We start from the raw sequence: 17,225 nt of genomic DNA on the forward strand, positions 1-17,225 counted from the left end.
CGCCTGAGATGTTCATCCGCCAGGGCGACGCCAGCAGCTACGGCGAAATTGCCAAGCTGCAAGCCGAAGTCATCTCCAAAGTCCCCGATGCACAGGTGATGGGCGACTTGGACGCCTGTGTGGCCTGGGCCAGCGGTCAAGGTGGCAACACACAGCGCATTGGCATCACCGGGTTTTGCTGGGGCGGCCGCATCACGTGGCTGTATGCCCAACGCAACCCCAGCGTCAAAGCCGGTGTCGCTTGGTATGGCCGCTTAGAGGGTCAAACCAGCCCCATCACCCCGAGCCACCCCACCGAACAAGCGGCCCAACTCAAAGCCCCGGTGCTGGGTTTGTATGGCGCGGCCGACACTGGCATTCCCGTGGCGTCTGTCGATCGCATGAAAGCCGCACTGGCCCAAGCCGCAGCACAAGGCAATGCCGCCGCCAAGGCCAGCGACTTTGTGGTCTACCCCGACACCCCACACGCTTTCCACGCCGACTACCGCGCCAGCTACCGCGCAGGCCCTGCCACCGATGGCTGGCAACGCGCCGTGGCATGGTTTGCCAAAAACCTGTGAGCCGCTAGGGCCTAGGCAGCGGCCTATGGCCCCTGCTTACGCCGCCACAAAGACCCGCGCCTTGCGCGGCGTCAGCACCAAGGTGTCGCCTTCGGAAAAGCCTTGTTCGTAAAACTGCGCTGCTGGAATCTGCGCCTCGATGATTTGCTCTTGCGACGGGTTGTCGCCTTCCACGGCCACCAACTCCAGTCTGGCAGTCGGGCCCACCACGATGGCGCGGGTGAGTTGCGCCACGATGCCCCCGTCACCCTGCGTGTAGCGGCGCACATCCAGGTCGTGCGGACGCACAAACACAGAGGCTTTGGCATCTTGGACGTTGTGGTGCTCGGGGCTGGGAACGCGCACGGTCTGGCCTTCGATGCCAATGTGCATCTCGCCTTCGTGGGCACGGCCATGGAACAAATTCACGTCACCCAAAAAGCCATAGACAAACGGGCTGGCCGGGTGTTCCCACACCTGTTGGGGTGAACCCACTTGCTCTACCTGGCCCCGGTTCATCACCACCACACGATCGGCCACTTCGAGCGCTTCTTCTTGGTCGTGGGTCACAAAAATCGTGGTCACGTTCAAGTCATCGTGCAAGCGGCGCAACCAACGGCGCAACTCTTTGCGCACCTTGGCGTCCAAGGCACCAAAGGGCTCGTCGAGCAACAACACCTTGGGCTCCACCGCCAAGGCACGTGCCAGCGCAATGCGTTGGCGTTGTCCACCTGAGAGCTGTGAGGGGTAGCGGTCGGCCAACCAATCGAGTTGCACCAGGCTCAAGAGCTCGTGCACTTTGTGTTGGATCTGCGCCTCGCTTGGGCGTTGGTTGCGGGGTTTGACGCGCAGGCCAAAGGCCACGTTTTCAAACACCGTCATGTGGCGAAACAGCGCGTAGTGCTGAAACACAAAACCCACCTGACGCTCGCGCACATGCACATGGGTGGTGTCTTCGCCGCTGAACGAAATGGTGCCGCGGTCAGCCGTTTCCAAGCCCGCAATGATGCGCAGCAAGGTGGTCTTGCCACAGCCCGAAGGGCCGAGCAAGGCAATCAGCTCACCGGATTCAATGTCCAGGCTGACGTCACCCAGCGCTTGAAAGTCGCCAAACTGTTTGTGGATGTTGCGGATTTCAATGCTCATGGCTGTGTGCTCTTGGAAAGGTGTGGGGCAGCGACGGGGCGCTCAGGTGGCAGATCGGCCGAGGCTTTGAGTTCGCGTGCATGACGCCACTCGACCGTCGACTTGATGGCCAAGGTCACCAAGGCCAATAAGGCCAACAAAGAGGCCACGGCAAACGCCGCCGCCGATTGGTATTCGTTGTACAAAATTTCAACGTGCAAAGGCATGGTGTTGGTTTGCCCTCGGATGTGGCCCGACACCACCGACACCGCGCCAAACTCACCCATGGCACGCGCATTGCACAAGATGACGCCATAAATCAGGCCCCATTTGATGTTGGGCAGGGTCACATGCCAAAAGGTTTGCCATCCTGTGGCGCCCAGCACGATGGCGGCTTGCTCTTCGTCGTTGCCCTGAGCTTGCATGAGGGGAATCAACTCACGCGCGATGAACGGGAAGGTCACAAACACCGTGGCCAGCACAATGCCAGGCACTGCAAAAATGATTTTGATGTCGTGGGCTTGCAACCAAGGACCAAACCAACCTTGGGCACCAAACATCAAGACATAAATCAAACCCGCCACCACCGGTGACACCGAGAACGGCAAGTCCACCAAGGTGGTCAAAAACGCTTTGCCCGGAAATTCGTATTTCGCAATCGCCCAAGCTGCTGCCACACCAAACACCAAGTTCAAGGGCACAGCAATCAAGGCGGTGAAAAAGGTCAAGCGGATGGCCGACCACGCATCGGGCTCTTGCAACGCCAACCAGTAAGCGTCGACGCCCTTGCGCAAAGCTTCGGTGAACACCGCAGCCAAGGGCAAGACCAAAAACAAGAACATGAAAGCCAGCGCCAGGGCAATCAAACTCCAGCGCACCCAAGCGGGCTCGGTGGTGCCTGCACGCTGGGCTTTGGCCGTCACACCCGAGGTGGAAGAAGGGTTCAACACGGCACTCATGCGGGCGCTCCGGTGTGGCGACGCTGCCAGGCTTGCAAGGCGTTGATGACCAGCAACAACACAAAGGAGATCACCAACATCACCAAGGCCACCGCAGTGGCACCGGCGTAGTCGTACTGCTCCAACTTGCCGATGATGATGAGTGGCGTGATCTCTGACACCATGGGCATGTTGCCCGCAATGAAGATGACCGAGCCGTACTCACCAATCGCGCGCGCAAAGGCCATGGCAAAGCCGGTCAACAAGGCCGGTGCAATGGACGGAAAAATCACCCGACTGAAAATTTGCCAGCGTGTGGCCCCCAGGCAAGTGGCGGCTTCTTCCAGTTCTTTTTCGGCATCTTCCAACACCGGCTGCACCGTGCGCACCACAAACGGCAGGCCAATGAAGATCAAGGCAATCACCACCCCGTTGGGGTTGAACGCCAACTGGATGCCCAGCGGTTCAAGGTACTGGCCGATCCAACCGTTGCCCGCCAGCAAAGCTGTCAGCGATATGCCAGCCACCGCCGTGGGCAGCGCAAACGGCAAGTCCACCAAGGCGTCCACCACCTTCTTGCCAAAGAAGTTGTAGCGCACCAGCACCCAAGCCACCAGCAAGCCAAACACCACATTCACCAAAGCTGCCAGCAAAGACGCACCAAAGGTCAAACGGTACGAAGCCATCACACGCGGGCCTGTGACAGCAGCCCAAAATTGGTCCCACGTGAGGGTGAAGGTTTTGAAAATCAGTGCCGACAAAGGAATGAGCACGATCAAGCTGAGGTAAGTCAGCGTGAAGCCCAAGGTGATGTTGAAACCCGGCAACACACGCGCCGGCGTGTGCCGCTTGGAGAGAGAGAACAAGGCCATGCGTACTTACTTCAGCGTGTAAATTTTGTCGAACTGGCCACCGTCGTTGAAGTGCACCTTCTGCGCCTCACCCAAAGAACCGAAATACTCGCTCACGGGCACCAATTGGATGGGCTTGAAGGTATCCGCGTATTTCTTGAGCAAGGCCGCAGAGCGTGGACGCAAGGCATGTTTGGCCGCAATTTCTTGTGCCTCGTCCGAGTACAGGTAATCCAGATAGGCCTTGGCCAGTTCAGCCGTGCCCTTTTTGGCCACGGTGCGCTCCACCACTGCCACTGGGTTTTCTGCCACGATGCTTACCGAAGGGTGCACGGCATCGACCTTGCCGGTGCCGAACTCACGGTCGACCGAGATCACCTCAGACTCAAAGGTCACCAACACATCGCCGATGTTGCGTTGCAAAAAGATGGTGGTCGCGTCGCGCCCGCCTTTGGCCAGCACCGGCACATTTTTGAACAACTTGCTCACAAACTCAGCCGCTTGTGCGTCGGTGCCCCCTTTTTTGCGGACATAGGCCCACGCGGCCAAATAGGCCATGCGGCCGTTGCCACCGGTTTTGGGGTTGACGATGATGACCTGTATGCCCGGCTTGATCAGGTCGTCCCAATCCTTGATGCCTTTGGGGTTGCCATTGCGGGTCAAGAACAACATGGTGGACGTGGTGGGTGCCGCGTTGTTGGGAAAACGTTTGGCCCAGTCTTTGGCCACCACACCGTTGTTGGCCAAGAACTCGATGTCGGTGGTGGTGTTCATGGTCACCACATCGGCCTCGAGCCCATCATGGACGGCACGCGCTTGCGCACTCGACCCCCCATGGGCTTGGTCCACCTTGACGTCTTTGCCGGTGGTCTTTTTGTAATGCGCCACAAAAGTCACGTTGTAGTCTTTGTAAAACTCACGCGCCACGTCGTACGAGGCGTTCAGCAGGGTTTGTGCCGATGCCCAAGAGGTGGCGGTGAGCAAGGCCAATGCCCAAATAGCGAGAATCAAATTTTTCATGCGGATTGAAGGTGGAGATGGGTCAGAGATGCGGGTGATTGAACTGGCGCATTCAAGGCCAGCGGGGCACCCACCAAAGATTGCAACAGTGCGAGCCCCAATGGCCAGTCGCCAAAACCCGATTCGACATTGATGTGCCCGGCGTTTTGCAACCGGACAAATTCACTGCCCCACGAGCGGGCATAGGCCCCTGCGGTGCGAACTGAACAATAGGGGTCGTTGCTGCTGGCCACCAACACACTGCGGTAAGGCAAGGGTTGGTAAGGCACGGGGGCAAAGTCGACCAAAGGCGCACGACGCTCTGGATCAGCCGGTGCCACCAGCAATGCCCCTTGAACACGCGTGACCGCCTCAGGCGGCAAATGCGTGATGGCAATGGCACCTAGGCTGTGCCCCACCAACACCACCGGGCCGTCTTGCGCCTGAATCGTGTGGGCAATGCTGCGCACCCAAGCGCTGCGGGTGGGAGAAATCCAATCGTCTTGCTGCACCCGAACAGCATGCGTCAAGCCGTCGGCCCACAGGCTTTGCCAGTGGCCAGGGCCTGAATCGCGCCAGCCTGGAACGATGATGAGCGTGGGATTGGAAGACATGGCCTGCATTGTGCGAGGCCAGTCTCCGATCAACAACGAATCAATTGTTGTTTGCTTATGTGCAGCTTCGTATAAGACGATCAAACCCACTCTGAAATTGATCCCAGCTTCTGGTGACAACACACTTTGACAGACAATGGGCAAACTGTTTTTCACGTTGGAGATACCGCATGGCAAGCCTTTCAATTCCCGCACCGTTGCGATCTTTGCTTTTGATCACAACGCTGAGCCTGTGTGTGGCCCACGCCTGGGCGGGCAAAACACTGGACGCGGTGAAACAACGCGGCCAAGTGGTGTGCGGGGTCAACACCGGCTTGGCAGGCTTTGGCGCTGCTGACAGCCAAGGCAAGTGGAGTGGCCTAGACGTGGACGTGTGTCGCGCCGTGGCCGCTGCGGTGCTGGGTGACGCCAACAAAGTGCGCTTCGTGCCCTTGTCGGCACCGCAACGCTTCACCGCGCTGCAATCGGGCGAGGTGGATGTGCTGTCACGCAACACCACCTTCACCCTCACCCGCGATGCGTCGCTGGGCCTGCACCAAACCGCCGTGACGTTTTACGACGGCCAGGCCTTCATGGTGCCTGCCAAAGCCAACTTCAAAAGTGCCAAGCAACTCAAAGGGGCCACGGTGTGCGTGCAATCGGGCACCACCACCGAAAAAAACCTGAGTGACTTTTCACGCGCCAACAAGCTCGACCTCAAACCCGTGGTGTTTGAAAAGTTTGACGCCGCCAACGCTGCCTATTTTGCGGGCCGCTGCAAGGCTTACACCACCGATGGTTCAGGCTTGGCCTCGATCCGCGCCAAAGAAGCCAAGAACCCCAAAGACCATGTGATCTTGCCCGAGCTCATCTCCAAAGAGCCCTTAGGTCCATTGGTGCGTCGAGGGGACGATGAGTGGCTGGCGATTGTGAAGTGGACCATCTACGGCTTGATCGAAGCCGAAGAAGTGGGCATCACATCGGCCAACTTGGAAAGCCTCAAAACCGACAGCACCGATCCGCTGGTGCTGCGCTTGCTGGGCAAATCTGACGACACCGGCAAACTGCTGGGGCTCGACAAAGAGTGGTTGGCACACGCCATTGCGGCAGTGGGCAACTACGGCGAGATGTTCGAGCGGCACTTGGGTGAAAAAACCCCGCTGGGCCTCAAACGCGGACTCAACGCCCAGTGGTCCAAAGGCGGCTTGCAATACGCCATTCCCATTCGTTGAATTCAATCTCAGTGGGTTGGGGACAACCACCAACTCGCGCCTTGCTGGCTAGAGAAGGTTCAAAGGGATCTTGAGATAACTCACACCATTGCCCTCAGGCTGAGGAAATTTACCTGCACGCACATTGACCTGAACCGAAGGCAAGATAAGCACGGGCATGGCGAGGGTCTTATCACGCGCTTTACGCATACTGACGAATTCCGGTTCAGTGACGCCATCGTGGACATGGATATTTTCTTTTCGTTGCATCTCCACCGTACTCACCCACATGGGTTCGCGACCATCGGGTGGATAGTCGTGGCATAAATGCAGCCTGGTCGCAGGATTGAGCGCCAAGATTTTTCGAATAGATTTAAAAAGTGTGGCGGCGTCTCCCCCTGGAAAGTCACAACGCGCCGAGCCATAGTCAGGCATGAACAGTGTGTCGCCAACAAATGCGTCCAAACCGCACACAAACGTCATGCAAGCCGGTGTGTGACCCGGTGTATGCACGACCTTCACTTCAAGCTCTCCAATGCGCAAGGTTTCGCCATCGTCAAGCAGGCGATCAAAGTCAGCGCCGCTGATGTCCATATCGGGTGCGTTGAACACTTTTTGAAATACGGTCTGGACGGCACAAATATCGCGACCGATGGCAATGCGTCCGCCCAGCTTTTCTTTGAGATAAGGCGCAGCAGACAGGTGATCTGCATGGGCATGGGTCTCCAACAGCCAGTCCACCGTCAGGCCAGATGTCATGACATGCGCCACCACTTTGTCGGCGCTGACCATCGAGGTGCGACCTGACTTCGGGTCGTAATCCATCACACTGTCAATGATGGCGGCACGCTGGGTGACTGGATCTGACACGACGTGTGTGACCGTGAAGGTCATCGGATCAAAAAATGATTGAACGTTGGGTGTCTGCATGATTGATGCGTTTATTCAAATACAGGTGTGGCCGCTTGAGCAGTTGCGTTGCCAGCAGCCACCCAGGCATCAAATCCTCCGGCAATTGAACTGACTTTGAGGTAACCCATCTCCTTCAATTGAACGGCGGCAAGTGCTGCACGGCCGCTGGTTTTGCAGTACAGCACGATGTTGAGGTCGCGCGCTGCAAGCTCTGGGCTGCCACTTATTTTGAATTCGAGCAGACCGCGTGACATGTGCACGGCACCTGGAATATGGCCTGCCGCATATTCGTCGGCCTCGCGCACATCAATCAAAACATCCGCATTGCGAACAGCGCCATCGGCCAGAGCGATGGGGATTTCTAGGGTGTGAGACTTGGCCTGGACAACAAGATCATGTGCAGTTTTCATGGGTGTGACTCTTGAAATTGGTTGACCCGTTGAGATTTTCGGCGGGGTGGCATCACGCATGGGTATTTCGTTGCTTAGCCAAGTCTAAGCATGCGCTTAGGAATTTTCAAAGCATCCACGCATTGCTGGTCATTTCCACGCGTCAATTGCACATAGGCAATATTGCGATGAAAGCTGATCTCTTTGATTTGAGCTTTGGTGACGATGGCATCTTTGCGCAATTCAGCGCCAAGGCAAACGGGGCAGCCTAACATCGTCCACCAAGTCAAATCTTCACCGTATTGTTTTCGAATTTTTTGATCTACTGCGGACATCTCAGTACCACAGCGACCTGCCCACACAGGATCAGCGACACTGGTCAGAGCACCGAACATGACCGTTACTGCAGATAAATTTTTCAACGAATATTTCATATGACTCAGGTGGCCAGTGAGTCCTTGAGGATGACCCCTTTGGAGTCCAGCACACGGGTGTGAATGGGTATGCCCTGGCCCACACTTTGCGTGACAGTGCAGAACTCCTCAAACTGAGCGAGGACTCGGTCGAGTTGTTGCAGCTCATTAGCCTCAACACCCAAATGCAGCTTCGCCGTCATGCTTAAAACCCGTATCCGACCTTGCTCATTTCGCCCCACCTCAGCCTCAACCAGGGTGTGAATGGGTTCAGGTGACTGCTTGAATTTTTGCAAAGCAAAAAACAATGAATCGCTCAAGCAGTTTCCCACCGCCGCCGCAAGCAACTGAACTGGCGATGGGCCCTTTCCTTCACCCAACGGCGCAGGCTCATCTCCGAGTAAGGTGGGTATTTGTTCATCAAACGCAATGACGAATTGATAGTTGGATTGCTGCGTCAACTCAACTTTGACAGTTTTACTCGACATATTCGGCTCCTCAGTGTGGTTCAAAGCTGGCAGATCAAAGATCTGCTCGGCACTTGCTGAACCATTAAAAACTGCCCAACGGCCTGAACCGATCAAGACACCCGACCGATGGCACAGCTCACAAATGACTTTGCATTGGCAAGGCCGGCATCAAGGCCGCCGACGCTCCCATGCTCGGGATAACCCATGGATTTGAGCCTTGACAGAAGTTCTGTTCGCAACGATTCATCTGCGTCCACGCTCACCAACTGCTGATCACGATTGATGGAGATATTGGAAATACCCTCGATGGCGGACAGACCTTTGACGATGGATTTTTCGCACCCACCGCACTTGATGTTCTCAACGTGAACTTGAATTTGATTGACGGTCATAAGAACTCCTTTTAATGACATCCGTTGTGCAATTTCCATTGCTGCTCGTGACCCAACTTTTTTGCAAACTCTGGCACGCTACAGCGCTCTTGCTCTGCGGGGTCTTGAGAAACAGTTGATGCATTGAGATCAATGACCATTCGGTTCGCTGTGGGGTGTTCATAGACCCAATTGGCCACACCCATCACAAGCACCAAAAAAGCCACCAAGACCATGCCTTGGCTAAGACTTCCGCCTGCTCCGGGCTTGGACGTGTAGCTGCACACATGACCTGGACAGAGCTGAACAGGCTCTTTGCTGAAAAGGTCATAGAGCTTGCATCCGATGCAAATACCAAACGAAGACTCAAAGAACAGCAAGAGCAGGCATGTGCCACACACCAGCATATTGACCGGACCAACAACGCCCTTGATAACAATCAAATAAAGCATCAACAAAGCCAGCGTGAAACCAATTGCCCAGGCAAATCGTTTCTGTGGGGCTCCCACATACTCTGGCTCTTGTTGACGCACGACCCATTGCCCAAGGATGAGGCTGGGCGAGAACTTAGGGTTGACAAAAATTCTGAGCGTGAAGTCCATCAAAAATGCAACAACAAAAACCCGCGTGGGCTGAAAGTTGCCCAACAACATGGCGTTCATGAACGAGACGATGGCGATAAAAAACAAGATACCGGCCGCGGCCCTGACCGCGCGCTCATTCATCACAGCCAAGTTGTAGCCAGGAATGCGTTCGCCAAATTGGAAAAATGTGTTCGACATGACTTTCTTCTGTGGTTTAGGTGTAGTTTGCGCCGAGCTCCAGCAATAACATATGATTTAAGTCATATGTCTGAAGATTCTTTACAAGTCCACCCCGCCCTGAAACTCTTGCTTCCTGAGACTCTCCATTCAATGTGCAAAAGCGCATCGGTCAAGAAGGGGTCCCTGCTATTTCAAACAGGAAAGAAACCACAGTGGATGTACTTTGTTGTGAGTGGCGAAGTCACGCTTGAACGCATGAGCCAACAAGGTGACCCTGTGGTGCTTCAAAGAACACGCTACGGTTTTGTGAGTGAAGCAAGTCTCCAATCCCCAAAGTACCACTGCGACGCACGCGTTGTGGCCAACTCGGACATCATTCAAATTCCACTGACGTGCCTTGCTGACGCATTGAACAAAGATCCCGCCTTTGCCGGTCGGTGGATCCGTATGCTCAATCAAGAAGTCAAACGCCTTCGGTTGCAGTGCGAACGCCTGAACATGAAGTCGGTCAAGGATCGGGTGCTGCACTTGATCAACACCGAAGGCAAAGACGGGCAATACCACGTCAACACGGGCCTCAAATCTTTGGCTGGTGAACTGGGTGTCACGCACGAAGCCTTGTATCGCACGCTGGCCAGCCTTGAGAGAGAAGAACTGATAACGAGAGAGTCAAGCCTGTTGGCGTTGACATGAATCCAAGGTCTCGAATGAAACGATGCCTTGTCAGGGCTGCGTGGGCAACAACACCGACTTCTCAGACTGGCCATTGGCGTCCAACGGAAAAAAGCCCGGCATGTTGAAGGCATTCAGGTACCGGTAGCTGCTGAACGCCATCGACCACTCGGCAAATCGCCGTTGCGTGATGGGCGATCTCTCTTGCACCCGGATGACTTCATGCCTGGCGTCTTTCATCAGCGATTGCCACAAGCTTTCAATCGCTGCCGGCGTGCCCTCGATGCATTGTGTAAAGACGCCATCCGCGTACAACAGATGTCCGGTGATCCCTAGACGCGCATTGTTGTGCCGCGCATGGTTCAGGATGTTGAACAAATCCACGGTGCCCAGTGGCTCCGTTGCTCGCGAGGTGTAGACCAGGCGCTCCAGGGTTGTGGGGGTCTCAGAATTAGGCATGGGGCAATGCTCGCGTTCAAACTCATGTCAAACAGGCGAGGATGGATGCGAATGCTGACAGCAAGTTGTCAACTTTTGAAAAACTGTCGCCAATTGAACCAAAGTTCAACCATCCACACGCAGCCGCCATGAATGCCAACGGCGGCTTGCCCAGTTAAAGTCACGTCCTATGTCTTTTTTCTCATTGCAAAGCACGCCAAGCCACCTGGTGGCATTCACCCTCACTTCCATTGGCGTGATGAGGTCTGCGGCATGAACTGGAACAGCCGCCGCACCCGCGCCCTGATTTACCAAGCCGCGCTCATCGCCGTGTTTCTGGGCGTGGTGGGCTGGTTGCTCAGCAACACGCTCACCAACATGCGTGCGCGTGGCATTCAAAGCGGGTTTGATTTTTTGTGGGACACCGCAGGCTTTGACATTGGCGAATCGCTGATCCCCTTTGATGCCACCCAGCCCTACTGGCAGGCGTTTGGGGTGGGCTTGCTCAACACCTTGCGCGTGTCGCTGATCGGCATCGTCGCTTGCACGCTGTGGGGCACGCTGCTGGGCATTGGCCGCTTGTCTGGCAACGCCCTGGCACGTGGTTTGTGCTATGCCTACACCGAGCTGTTTCGCAATATTCCCTTGCTGCTGCAACTCTTCATGTGGTACGTGCTGTTGGTCGAATGGATGCCTGACAGCGACACACCGCTGCATGTGGCCGACCTGCTGTTTTTGAGCAAGAGCGGCCTGACCCTGCCCTGGCTGGTGCACCTGGATAGCCACTGGCTGTGGGACTTGCCAGTCTGGCAAGACGGCAATGTGCTGGGCGGTGCCAGCCTGAGCCCTGAATTTTTAGCGCTGACTTGGGGCCTGAGCTTGTACACCTCCGCCTTTGTGGCCGAGGTGGTGCGCGCTGGCTTGCTTTCGGTGCCCCAAGGACAGACCGAGGCGGCGCGCAGTGTGGGCCTGTCGCCGTGGCTGACCTTGCGGCTGGTGGTGCTGCCACAGGCCATGCGCCTGATCGTGCCGCCCATGACCAACCAATACCTCAACCTCATCAAAAACTCGTCGCTCGCCGTGGCCATTGGCTACCCGGACTTGGTGAACATCTCCAACACCGCACTCAACCAAACCGGTCGTGCCGTGGAGTGCATTGCCTTGGTGATGGCGGTGTACCTGAGCTTGTCGCTGTTGACCGCCGCGCTGATGAACGCCTACAACCGCCGCGTGGCGCTGAAAGAACGGTGATGGCGCAGCCTGCTGAACTGATCGCCGCCCGCACCCCGCCCGCCCAACACGGCAGCATGTGGGCCTGGTGCCAGCGCCACCTGTGGGGCACGCCCGGCAACGCACTGGTGTCAGCGGTGCTGATCGCCTGGCTGGCCTGGTGGCTGCCAGCGGCTGTTGAATGGGGCCTGTGGCACGCGGTGTTCCGCCCCGACGCCGACAGCTGCCAAGCCGTGCGCGGCAGTGGTGCCTGCTGGGGCGTGGTGGCTGAAAAATACCGCCTGATCTTGCTGGGCCGCTACCCGTTTGATGAACAGTGGCGCCCGGTGTTGGCCACGCTGGCGTTGGTGGTGTTGCTGGTGCTCAGCTGTGTGCCGGCCTGCTGGAAGCGTGGTTTGGCCGTGGCATGGGCGGGCGTGTGGCTGCTGTTTTTTGGCTTGATGGGCGGCGGCAGTGGGTGGGGCGTGCCGACCGGCTTGAGCCCCGTGTCCACCGACCAGTGGGGCGGCCTGCCTCTGACCTTGATGCTGGCCAGCTTGTCCATCGGCCTGGCATTTCCGCTGGGGGTGCTGGTGGCGCTGGGGCGGCAAAGCCAGATGCCCGCCATTCGCAGTGTGTGCATCACCTACATCGAGTTGGTGCGCGGTGTGCCCCTGATCTCGGTGCTGTTCATGGCCAGCTTCATGTTTCCATTGCTCATGCCCACGGGCACCTCACCCGATGTGCTGCTGCGGGTGTTGGTGGGCATCACCTTGTTCTCGGCCGCTTACACCGCCGAAATTGTGCGCGGCGGCTTGCAAGCCATTCCTCGGGGTCAGCTGGAAGCCGCGGCCACACTGGGCCTGGGCTATTGGCAAACGCAACGCTTGGTGGTGTTGCCGCAAGCCCTGGCGCATGTGGTGCCGGGCCTGATGAACAACTTCATCGCCATCTTCAAAGACACCTCGCTGGTGACCATCGTGAGCTTGTACGAGCTGTCGGGCTCGCTCGGGCTGGCGGTGCAAGGCGACCCGAACTGGCGGCCTTTCAAGATCGAAGGCTACCTGTTCATCACGCTGATTTACTTTGTGTTTTGCTTGAGCCTGTCGCGCTACAGCCTGTGGGTTGAACGCCAGGTGTCACACCGTTGACCCCCAAGGAGTGCCCAGTGGCCGACCCCATCATCCGTTTCGACCAGGTCAACAAATGGTTTGGCGACTTCCATGTGCTGCGCGACATCAACCTAGAAATTGCACGCGGCGAACGCGTGGTGATTTGCGGCCCGTCGGGCTCGGGCAAGTCGACCCTGATCCGTTGCATCAACCGTTTGGAAGAACACCAAGAAGGCCGATTGGAAGTGGCAGGCATTGAACTGCGCGACGACGTCAAAGCCATCGAGCAAGTGCGCCGCCAAGTGGGCATGGTGTTTCAGCAGTTCAACCTGTTTCCGCACCTGAGCGTGCTCGACAACCTGACCCTCTCGCCCATCTGGGTGGGCCAACTCTCCCCCGCCCAAGCGCGTGAGCGTGCCATGCAGCAACTGGAGCGTGTGCGCATTGCCGAGCAAGCGCACAAGTTTCCGCTGCAACTCTCAGGCGGCCAACAGCAGCGCGTGGCGATTGCGCGCGCGCTGTGCCTGACGCCACACATCATGTTGTTTGACGAACCGACCTCGGCCCTCGACCCCGAGATGGTGCAGGAGGTGCTGGACGTGATGGTGAGCCTGGCCGAACAAGGCATCACCATGCTGTGCGTCACCCACGAGATGGGTTTTGCACGGGCCGTGGCCGACCGCGTGATCTTCATGGACCAGGGCCAGATCGTCGAGCAAGCCCCGCCTGCGGTGTTCTTTGACCAACCCCAGCACCCGCGCACCCAGGCGTTTTTGGCCAAGGTGATTGGGCACTGAAGGCCTTATTTCTTCAGGTAAATCTGATCGAAGCTGCCGCCATCGGCAAAGTGGTCTTTGTCGGCTTTGGCCCAGCCGCCAAAAGCTTGGTCGATGGTGAACAAAGGCAGCTTGGGCAACTGCTTGACGTACTTGGCCTGGGCCTTGGGCGAGATGGGGCGGTAGAAGTTTTTGCCCGCAATGTCTTGGCCTTCGTCGGTGTAGAGGTAGTTCACATACGCCTCGGCCACTTTGCGTGTGCCTTTGCGGTCCACGGTTTTGTCCACCACCGTCACGGGGGGTTCAGCCAAGATGCTGAGGGACGGGTAGACGATGTCGACCTTGTTGCCGAATTCTTTTTCCAACAGGTGCGCTTCGTTCTCCCACGAGATGAACACATCGCCTTGGTTGCGTTGCGCAAAGGTGATGGACGAGCCACGTGCGCCAGTGTCGAGCACGGGCACGTTTTTGTAGAGCTGGGCCACAAAGTCTTTGGCTTTGGCGTCCCCGCCGTATTTGCGTTTGGCAAACTCCCACGCCGCCAAGTAGTTCCAGCGTGCGCCACCCGAGGTTTTGGGGTTGGGCGTGATCACGCTGATGCCGGGCTTGACCAGGTCGTCCCAGTCCTTGATGCCCTTGGGGTTGCCCTTGCGCACCAGGAACACGATGGTGCTGGTGTAGGGGCTGCTGTTGTGCTTCAGGCGCTTTTGCCAGTCGGCGGGCAGCAGCTTGGCGCGCTCGCCGATCTCGTCGATGTCGTAGGCCAGGGCCAGCGTCACCACGTCGGCCTCCAGGCCGTCGATCACCGAGCGGGCCTGCTTGCCCGAGCCGCCATGGCTTTGCTTGATGCTGACGGTGTCGCCGGTCCTGGCCTTCCACTGCGCAGCAAAGGCCTTGTTCACGTCCACATACAGCTCGCGCGTCGGGTCGTAGCTGACGTTCAGCAGCGTGATGTCCTTGGCCAGCACGGCACCGGCCACGGCAGCCAGGCCCAGGGCCACAACGGTATGGCGGAAAAAGCGAAGCGAAGTCATGCGTGAAGCCTGGACAGGCAGTGAGGAAGGAATGCTGCGGATGCTAGGCAGGCCACCTATTTCGACAAACGAAGCGATCCACGCTTGTTCATGCCAAAAACAGATATGCAGACGAATGACGCCTGCACAGCGGCCCCAGCTGCCGCCCGCTACACAGCAAACCGCCAGCCGGGCTCGGCCGGCGCGGCGTCGCTGACCTGCCGACGCTCGCGCGCCAGGCGCTGTTCCATCGCCAGCACCCAGCGCCGCGCAAACGGCAGCGGGCCAAAGCCGGATTCGGCGTTGATGTGGCCCACATCGCCCAGATTGACCCAGTGGCTGCCCCAGCGGCCCGCCCAGCGGCGGGCGCTGAGCGCGGTCATCCAGGGGTCGGTCTCGCTGGCCACCAGGGTGCTGAGCACTGGCAACTCGGTCTGGGGCAACTGGTCGGCCAGGCCGAACTTGTCGGGCTCGGCCGGCGCCACCAGCAAGGCGGCCGCCACACCGTGGCCAGGCCGCGTCGTGCTGTGGGCCAGGTGGTGGGCCAGCGCCAGGCAGCCAAAGCTGTGCGCCGCCACGATCCACGGGCCCGGACCGGCACGCGCCAGCGTCTGGCCAATCTGGGCGCTCCAGCGGTCAAGATCAGGCGTGTGCCAATCGGCCTGCTGGACGCGCACGCTGTGGCGGTACAGCCCCTGCAGCCAGGTCTGCCAATGCGCGTGCCCGCTGTCATGCAAGCCCGGCACGATCAGCAGCCGTGGCGCGCGCTGACCCTGCGCCGATGCCGAAGGGCAGAAGCAAGCCATGGTCGCGGGCGAGCGGCTGGACAGGCCAGGCTCAGAGCGTGGCGATCGAGACCTCGGTCGACTTGACCAGGGCCACCACGTCCTTGCCCACCACCAGGCCCAGCTCCTTGACCGAGCGCGTGGTGATCACCGAGGTGACGATCAAGCCACTGGGCGTCTCCACATCCACCTCGCTGACCACCGGGCCCTCGATCACCTCGCGGACGACGCCGCGGAACTGGTTGCGAACATTGATGGCGGTGATGGTCATGGCGGTGGCAAGCGGCAGAGGCAGGTTGACGTTCGGTACTGCCGGCTCACAGCCCGCAGCAGACAGGTCAACAGTAGGCCGCAGCCGGCAGCATCGCGTGAACGAAGCGATTCGGCCTTGCTCATGCGGGCGGCGCATATGCCACCAACGACGCGGCCGGGGCCGCACGGCGCGCGGCTACTTCAGCGCCTTGACCAGGGCATCGAACTGCGCGTGCAGCGCGTGGTCGTGGGCGGTCACCGGCGGAATCGGCGTCGAGAGGCCGAGCAATTGGACCACCGCCGTCTGCGCCGCCCGCACCGAGAACTCCACCGTGAACACGCAGTCCAACGGGAGCTCGACGAACTGGCTGATGAAGGCGAAGTTCTTCGTGCCCGGCGGCACCGGCAGCGGGCGGTCGCCCGGCGCACGGGGCATGAACATGCTGGTGATGTAGGGCATGCGGCAGGGGATGCAGTTGGCCGCGCTCACGGTGTCCAGGTCAAAGCGCAGGTGGCCGCACAGTTCCTCCAGCAACTCCGCACCCGTGCAATCGGCCATGGCCTTGGCAACGAAGTTGCCGACGCGGTCGGGGAACAGCCCGTAGCCCCAGAACACCTGCACATCGGCTGGCTGGTTGGCAAAGTGCGGCTGGTGCGCCAGCACGATCGACATCAGCCAGTTCGAATCCTTGAACGTCACCAGGCCGCCGGTGCCGGCCTCGTTGCCGCTGAAGCGCTGCATCTGGTCGAAGAACGCCGGGTGCTTGAGCGTGACGGTGAACGAGGCCCAGTCCGACTGCGCGACGCAACTGTTGAACGCCGCCGGGTTGCCGAACGACGGCCGATCCTGGGCCAGCTTCTCCCACAGCGTCCAGCTGCCGTTGGGCGCCTTCTTCAGCTTGGGCGGCGCCGCCGTCATCGAGCCCAGGCTGGAGGCGTCGGTCATCGAGCCGTTCTGCAGGAAGACCAGATCCCCGTCCTCCAGCTGCTTGATCTCGGCCTGGCCCTGCACCGTGCAGTGCAGTGCGATGACCTCGAACGGGCGGTCGGCGCCGCGGTGGTCGATGTCGGTGACGGTGCAGTCGGTGAGCATGCGCACGCCTTGCCCGGCCAGCCACTGCTGCAGCGGCACGACCAGCGAGTCGTACTGGTTCAACACCGTGCGCTTGACGCCGGCCAGTGTCTCGATTCGCGAGAACTCCAGCATGAAGCGGTGCAGGTAGCGCCTGAACTCCACCGCGCTGTGCCAGGGCTGGAAGGCGAAGGTGGTGACCCACATGAACCAGAACTCGGTCTCGAAGAAGGCCGGCGACAGGTGATCGGTGATGCAGCTGGCGCCCAGCGATGCCTCGTCGGCGCTGACGAGCTTGAGCAGTTCCAGCCGGTCGCCCAT

General features: G+C 58.8%; 22 protein-coding genes. 6 read left to right on the forward strand and 16 right to left on the reverse strand.

Features of this window, described 5'->3' with window-relative positions:
* A partial coding sequence (locus tag ACKWJN_RS05540; protein ID WP_408595276.1) for a dienelactone hydrolase family protein occupies positions 1–560 on the forward strand: 560 nt, incomplete at its 5' end.
* 36 nt (positions 561–596) lie between these two features.
* Here the strand turns inward: ACKWJN_RS05540 and ACKWJN_RS05545 are convergent.
* Genes ACKWJN_RS05545 through ACKWJN_RS05565 form a run of 5 tightly spaced genes read right to left on the reverse strand, consistent with a single transcriptional unit; the run spans position 597 to position 5,066 of the window.
* Positions 597–1,685, reverse strand: a complete 1,089-nt coding sequence (locus tag ACKWJN_RS05545) for a sulfate/molybdate ABC transporter ATP-binding protein (RefSeq protein ID WP_408595278.1) — start codon at positions 1,683–1,685, stop codon at positions 597–599.
* Positions 1,682–2,623 (reverse strand): sulfate ABC transporter permease subunit CysW, encoded by a 942-nt coding sequence (gene cysW / locus ACKWJN_RS05550; RefSeq protein WP_408595280.1) that lies wholly within the window; start codon positions 2,621–2,623, stop codon positions 1,682–1,684. The genes ACKWJN_RS05545 and cysW overlap by 4 nt, the downstream gene beginning before the upstream one ends.
* Positions 2,620–3,474, reverse strand: a complete 855-nt coding sequence (cysT, locus tag ACKWJN_RS05555; protein WP_408595282.1) for a sulfate ABC transporter permease subunit CysT — start codon at positions 3,472–3,474, stop codon at positions 2,620–2,622. The genes cysW and cysT overlap by 4 nt, the downstream gene beginning before the upstream one ends.
* A gap of 6 nt (positions 3,475–3,480) precedes the next feature.
* Positions 3,481–4,473, reverse strand: coding sequence for a sulfate ABC transporter substrate-binding protein (locus ACKWJN_RS05560; protein ID WP_408595284.1), 993 nt, complete (start codon positions 4,471–4,473; stop codon positions 3,481–3,483).
* Positions 4,470–5,066, reverse strand: coding sequence for an RBBP9/YdeN family alpha/beta hydrolase (locus ACKWJN_RS05565; RefSeq protein WP_408595286.1), 597 nt, complete (start codon positions 5,064–5,066; stop codon positions 4,470–4,472). The genes ACKWJN_RS05560 and ACKWJN_RS05565 overlap by 4 nt, the downstream gene beginning before the upstream one ends.
* 170 nt (positions 5,067–5,236) lie before the next feature.
* Between ACKWJN_RS05565 and ACKWJN_RS05570 the strand changes: the two genes are divergently transcribed.
* Positions 5,237–6,277 carry an amino acid ABC transporter substrate-binding protein gene (locus ACKWJN_RS05570; protein ID WP_408595288.1) on the forward strand — a complete coding sequence of 347 codons (1,041 nt, stop codon included), beginning with the start codon at positions 5,237–5,239 and terminating at the stop codon, positions 6,275–6,277.
* Between the two features lie 48 nt (positions 6,278–6,325).
* On the opposite strand, the gene ACKWJN_RS05575 is transcribed toward ACKWJN_RS05570, so the two are convergent.
* From ACKWJN_RS05575 to ACKWJN_RS05600, 6 genes are all read right to left on the reverse strand, one after another.
* The gene (locus ACKWJN_RS05575) at positions 6,326–7,186 is read right to left on the reverse strand and encodes an MBL fold metallo-hydrolase (protein WP_408595290.1); all 861 of its coding nucleotides are present in this window, start codon (positions 7,184–7,186) and stop codon (positions 6,326–6,328) included.
* A gap of 11 nt (positions 7,187–7,197) precedes the next feature.
* Positions 7,198–7,578, reverse strand: coding sequence for a rhodanese-like domain-containing protein (locus ACKWJN_RS05580; RefSeq protein WP_408595292.1), 381 nt, complete (start codon positions 7,576–7,578; stop codon positions 7,198–7,200).
* 74 nt (positions 7,579–7,652) lie between these two features.
* Entirely contained in the window at positions 7,653–7,991 is a 339-nt protein-coding gene (locus ACKWJN_RS05585; protein WP_408595294.1) for a hypothetical protein, read from the reverse strand.
* A 5-nt stretch (positions 7,992–7,996) separates the two neighbouring features.
* Positions 7,997–8,458, reverse strand: a complete 462-nt coding sequence (locus ACKWJN_RS05590; protein ID WP_408595296.1) for an OsmC family protein — start codon at positions 8,456–8,458, stop codon at positions 7,997–7,999.
* Between the two features lie 92 nt (positions 8,459–8,550).
* Entirely contained in the window at positions 8,551–8,832 is a 282-nt protein-coding gene (locus ACKWJN_RS05595; RefSeq protein WP_408595298.1) for a heavy-metal-associated domain-containing protein, read from the reverse strand.
* An 11-nt stretch (positions 8,833–8,843) separates the two neighbouring features.
* Positions 8,844–9,536: a DUF4395 domain-containing protein gene (locus ACKWJN_RS05600; protein WP_408595300.1), complete on the reverse strand. Its 693-nt coding sequence runs from the start codon at positions 9,534–9,536 to the stop codon at positions 8,844–8,846.
* Between the two features lie 189 nt (positions 9,537–9,725).
* On the opposite strand from ACKWJN_RS05600, the gene ACKWJN_RS05605 reads away from it, so the two are divergent.
* The gene (locus ACKWJN_RS05605) at positions 9,726–10,268 is read left to right on the forward strand and encodes a Crp/Fnr family transcriptional regulator (protein ID WP_408595318.1); all 543 of its coding nucleotides are present in this window, start codon (positions 9,726–9,728) and stop codon (positions 10,266–10,268) included.
* Between the two features lie 30 nt (positions 10,269–10,298).
* On the opposite strand, the gene ACKWJN_RS05610 is transcribed toward ACKWJN_RS05605, so the two are convergent.
* Positions 10,299–10,706 (reverse strand): BLUF domain-containing protein, encoded by a 408-nt coding sequence (locus tag ACKWJN_RS05610; protein WP_408595302.1) that lies wholly within the window; start codon positions 10,704–10,706, stop codon positions 10,299–10,301.
* 252 nt (positions 10,707–10,958) lie between these two features.
* Here ACKWJN_RS05610 and ACKWJN_RS05615 point away from each other — a divergent pair, with 252 nt between their 5' ends.
* The 3 genes from ACKWJN_RS05615 to ACKWJN_RS05625 are packed head-to-tail and all read left to right on the forward strand — an operon-like array spanning position 10,959 to position 13,803.
* A complete protein-coding gene (locus tag ACKWJN_RS05615; protein ID WP_408595304.1) occupies positions 10,959–11,936 on the forward strand; it encodes an amino acid ABC transporter permease in 978 nt (325 codons plus the stop codon).
* Positions 11,936–13,045: an amino acid ABC transporter permease gene (locus tag ACKWJN_RS05620; RefSeq protein WP_408595306.1), complete on the forward strand. Its 1,110-nt coding sequence runs from the start codon at positions 11,936–11,938 to the stop codon at positions 13,043–13,045. Before ACKWJN_RS05615 ends, ACKWJN_RS05620 begins: the two co-directional genes overlap by 1 nt.
* A gap of 17 nt (positions 13,046–13,062) precedes the next feature.
* Complete coding sequence (locus ACKWJN_RS05625) at positions 13,063–13,803, forward strand: amino acid ABC transporter ATP-binding protein (protein WP_408595308.1); 741 nt, start codon at positions 13,063–13,065, stop codon at positions 13,801–13,803.
* Positions 13,804–13,808: 5 nt separating this feature from the next.
* Here the strand turns inward: ACKWJN_RS05625 and ACKWJN_RS05630 are convergent, their stop codons facing one another.
* The 4 genes from ACKWJN_RS05630 to ACKWJN_RS05645 form a co-directional block, all read right to left on the reverse strand.
* Positions 13,809–14,816 carry a sulfate ABC transporter substrate-binding protein gene (locus ACKWJN_RS05630; RefSeq protein ID WP_408595310.1) on the reverse strand — a complete coding sequence of 336 codons (1,008 nt, stop codon included), beginning with the start codon at positions 14,814–14,816 and terminating at the stop codon, positions 13,809–13,811.
* 149 nt (positions 14,817–14,965) lie between these two features.
* Positions 14,966–15,601, reverse strand: a complete 636-nt coding sequence (locus ACKWJN_RS05635) for an RBBP9/YdeN family alpha/beta hydrolase (RefSeq protein ID WP_408595312.1) — start codon at positions 15,599–15,601, stop codon at positions 14,966–14,968.
* 31 nt (positions 15,602–15,632) lie between these two features.
* Positions 15,633–15,851 carry a molybdopterin-binding protein gene (locus ACKWJN_RS05640; RefSeq protein ID WP_408595314.1) on the reverse strand — a complete coding sequence of 73 codons (219 nt, stop codon included), beginning with the start codon at positions 15,849–15,851 and terminating at the stop codon, positions 15,633–15,635.
* A 177-nt stretch (positions 15,852–16,028) separates the two neighbouring features.
* The coding region (locus ACKWJN_RS05645; RefSeq protein WP_408595316.1) for an oleate hydratase at positions 16,029–17,225 on the reverse strand (1,197 nt) is incomplete at its 5' end.

Origin of the sequence: Limnohabitans sp., from assembly GCF_046052825.1 — a bacterium.
GTDB lineage: Bacteria > Pseudomonadota > Gammaproteobacteria > Burkholderiales > Burkholderiaceae_C > Limnohabitans.

Excerpts from the sequence above, each read along its gene's own strand:
- ACKWJN_RS05545 (WP_408595278.1), bottom strand. The coding sequence starts at position 1,685 with ATGAGCATTGAAATCCGCAACATCCACAAACAGTTTGGCGACTTTCAA.
- cysW (WP_408595280.1), bottom strand. The coding sequence starts at position 2,623 with ATGAGTGCCGTGTTGAACCCTTCTTCCACCTCGGGTGTGACGGCCAAA.
- cysT (WP_408595282.1), bottom strand. The coding sequence starts at position 3,474 with ATGGCCTTGTTCTCTCTCTCCAAGCGGCACACGCCGGCGCGTGTGTTG.
- ACKWJN_RS05560 (WP_408595284.1), bottom strand. The coding sequence starts at position 4,473 with ATGAAAAATTTGATTCTCGCTATTTGGGCATTGGCCTTGCTCACCGCC.
- ACKWJN_RS05565 (WP_408595286.1), bottom strand. The coding sequence starts at position 5,066 with ATGTCTTCCAATCCCACGCTCATCATCGTTCCAGGCTGGCGCGATTCA.
- ACKWJN_RS05570 (WP_408595288.1), top strand. The coding sequence starts at position 5,237 with ATGGCAAGCCTTTCAATTCCCGCACCGTTGCGATCTTTGCTTTTGATC.
- ACKWJN_RS05575 (WP_408595290.1), bottom strand. The coding sequence starts at position 7,186 with ATGCAGACACCCAACGTTCAATCATTTTTTGATCCGATGACCTTCACG.
- ACKWJN_RS05580 (WP_408595292.1), bottom strand. The coding sequence starts at position 7,578 with ATGAAAACTGCACATGATCTTGTTGTCCAGGCCAAGTCTCACACCCTA.
- ACKWJN_RS05585 (WP_408595294.1), bottom strand. The coding sequence starts at position 7,991 with ATGAAATATTCGTTGAAAAATTTATCTGCAGTAACGGTCATGTTCGGT.
- ACKWJN_RS05590 (WP_408595296.1), bottom strand. The coding sequence starts at position 8,458 with ATGTCGAGTAAAACTGTCAAAGTTGAGTTGACGCAGCAATCCAACTAT.
- ACKWJN_RS05595 (WP_408595298.1), bottom strand. The coding sequence starts at position 8,832 with ATGACCGTCAATCAAATTCAAGTTCACGTTGAGAACATCAAGTGCGGT.
- ACKWJN_RS05600 (WP_408595300.1), bottom strand. The coding sequence starts at position 9,536 with ATGAATGAGCGCGCGGTCAGGGCCGCGGCCGGTATCTTGTTTTTTATC.
- ACKWJN_RS05605 (WP_408595318.1), top strand. The coding sequence starts at position 9,726 with ATGTGCAAAAGCGCATCGGTCAAGAAGGGGTCCCTGCTATTTCAAACA.
- ACKWJN_RS05610 (WP_408595302.1), bottom strand. The coding sequence starts at position 10,706 with ATGCCTAATTCTGAGACCCCCACAACCCTGGAGCGCCTGGTCTACACC.
- ACKWJN_RS05615 (WP_408595304.1), top strand. The coding sequence starts at position 10,959 with ATGAACTGGAACAGCCGCCGCACCCGCGCCCTGATTTACCAAGCCGCG.
- ACKWJN_RS05620 (WP_408595306.1), top strand. The coding sequence starts at position 11,936 with ATGGCGCAGCCTGCTGAACTGATCGCCGCCCGCACCCCGCCCGCCCAA.
- ACKWJN_RS05630 (WP_408595310.1), bottom strand. The coding sequence starts at position 14,816 with ATGACTTCGCTTCGCTTTTTCCGCCATACCGTTGTGGCCCTGGGCCTG.
- ACKWJN_RS05635 (WP_408595312.1), bottom strand. The coding sequence starts at position 15,601 with ATGGCTTGCTTCTGCCCTTCGGCATCGGCGCAGGGTCAGCGCGCGCCA.
- ACKWJN_RS05640 (WP_408595314.1), bottom strand. The coding sequence starts at position 15,851 with ATGACCATCACCGCCATCAATGTTCGCAACCAGTTCCGCGGCGTCGTC.